The 2598-nt window shown below is 60.6% G+C and carries 1 protein-coding gene; it reads left to right on the top strand.

The genetic code is table 11. The annotated features are described in order from the left end of the window. On the top strand, positions 1–2598 hold a 2598-nt coding region (locus AWB74_RS43985), incomplete at both ends, for a non-ribosomal peptide synthetase (protein ID WP_143749531.1).

Below are 2598 nucleotides of genomic sequence, written 5' to 3'. Positions count from 1 at the left end.
GCGCAGATCAGCGGACGCGGCGCGACCTTGCCGTTTGCGCTCAGCCCCGAGTTATGCGGGCGTCTGAACGCGCTGGCGCATCAGGAAGGCGTCACGCCTTTCATGTTGCTGCTCGCGGTGTTTCAGACCTTGCTTGCACGCCTGTCGGGACAGTCAGAGGTGGCAGTGGGCTCGCCCATCGCTAACCGCACGCATGCACAGATCGAGCCGCTTATCGGCCTGTTCGTCAATACGCTGGTGCTGCGTGCCGATCTCTCTGGCTCGCCGTCCTTGCGCACGTTGCTCGCGCAGGTTCGTGACACGACGCTGGCCGCTTATGCGCATCAGGACTTGCCCTTCGAAAAGCTCGTCGAAGCACTTGCGCCGGTTCGTGACACCAGCCGCACGGCGCTGTTCCAGGTGATGTTCGTGTTGCAGAACGCACCGATGGAACCACTTGCCTTGCCCGGCCTCACGTTGGAGTTGCTGCCGCCATCGGAAGCAGGCGCCAAGTTCGATATCACGCTGGACCTCACGAATACGCAAGACCATCTGGCCGGCACGTTGAGCTACGCCACCGATCTGTTCGATGAGCGCACCATCGTCCGCTTTGGTGAACGCTTCACACGCTTGCTCGATCAAGCGCTCGATCAGCCGGATGCGCCGCTGCATTCGCTCGAACTTGTTCTGCCCGAAGAACACGCATTGCTCGAATGCTGGAATGACACGACTGCGGCTTATCCGGAGCATCTGTGTATCCATCATTTATTCGAGCGACAGGTCGAGAGTACGCCCGATGCGACTGCTCTCATCTTCGAAGACGACTCACTCACCTATGCGCAACTCAACGCACGCGCCAATCGACTTGCGCACCATCTGATCGCACTGGGCGTGAGCCCTGAAAATCGCGTGGCGCTGTGCATGGAACGCGGCATCGGCATGATCGTCGCGTTGATGGCCATACTCAAAGCAGGCGGCGCTTACGTGCCGCTCGATCCGGCTTATCCGGGAGAACGTCTGAGCCACATCCTCACCGATGCCGCGCCTCTGCTTCTGATCGCCGATGCCGCCGGTCGTGAAGCCTTGGGCGACACAGGATCGCTGAATGTGCTCGATGCCGATGCATCGCTCGATGACACACTCCCGCAAGACAATCCGCAAACGTCCGTCGCGCCGCATAACCTCGCCTATGTGATCTACACCTCCGGCTCGACCGGCAAGCCCAAGGGCGTTGCGATCGAACATCGGACGCTAATCGCATCGACATGTGCGCGGCACCAGTTCTATGAGCGCGCCGCGAACGAGCGCTTCCTGCTGCTTTCGTCGCTCGCCTTCGATAGCTCCGTCGCCGGCCTCTTCGGGACGCTCACGACCGGCGGCTGTCTCGCGCTCGTCGATATCGACACGGCAAGGGATCCGAACGCGATCATCAGGCTGGTGCGTCATCGCGACATCACGCGCGTGCTGTGTGTGCCGTCTCTCGGTCAGGCCATTCTCGACAGCATGTCGTCGAGCGATGACCATAAGCTTCGCGAGATCATCGTCGCGGGCGAGGCGTGTCCGCCAAGTCTCGCACGACAAAGCTCGACGCTGCCTCGACCGGTATCGCTTTATAACGAGTACGGTCCCACGGAAGCGACGGTATGGGCAACGGCGTATCGATGCCTGCCGGAGGAAACCAATCCGGTGCCGATCGGCCGTCCCATCGCCAACACGCGTATTTATCTGCTCGACACGCAACGGCAGTTGATGCCTGTCGGTGCAGTGGGCGAACTGTACGTCGGTGGCGCGGGTGTGGCGCGTGGTTATCTCAATCGGCCGGAGCTGACCGCCGAGCGCTTCCTCGACGATCCGTTCATTCCGGGCGCGCGGATGTATCGGACTGGCGATATCGCGCGATATCGTGCCGATGGCAATATCGAGTTCCTTGGCCGGAACGATCATCAGGTCAAGATTCGCGGGTTTCGTATCGAGCTTGGGGAAATCGAGGCACAGATCGCCAGTCATCCGGCCGTGCGTGAGGCGGTCGTTATCGCTCGAGCACGACACGAGGGGACGCAGGATCAGCAACTCATAGCTTATGTCACCGGCACGGACGATATCGATGCCAGCGCGCTGCGCGAGCATCTCGCGTCGGGTCTGCCCGATTACATGGTGCCGTCAGCCTTCGTCGTGCTCGATACGTTGCCTTTGACGCCCAATGGCAAGCTCGATCGTCGCGCGTTGCCCGATCCGCAGTGGCAGGATCTTGCTGCATATGTCGGGCCGCGGACCTCGCTGGAACATTCTCTTGCGGAATGCTTTGCCAGCGTGCTCGGCCTCGAACGCGTGAGTGTCTTCGATAACTTCTTTACGCTCGGCGGACATTCGTTGCTCGCTACTCAACTCGTTTCGCGGCTGCGGGATGCGCTTTCCATCGAACTGCCATTGCGCACTTTGTTCGATGCGCCCAGCGTTGCTTCACTCGCTGAAGCGCTCGATGAATCGTCTCGTCAAGCGAGTACGTTGCCACCTTTGCAAGCTCTGCCGCGTCCCGCGCATTTGCCGCTGTCTTTCGCACAGGAACGTCTGTGGTTCCTCGAACAGCTCAATCCGGGTCAGTCCACCTATAACATTCCG

Origin of the sequence: Caballeronia arvi, from assembly GCF_001544695.2 — a bacterium.
GTDB classification, from domain to species: domain Bacteria; phylum Pseudomonadota; class Gammaproteobacteria; order Burkholderiales; family Burkholderiaceae; genus Caballeronia; species Caballeronia arvi.
The sequence above is the reverse complement of the archived record's forward strand: the minus strand, read 5'-3'. Positions and strand labels throughout refer to the sequence as shown.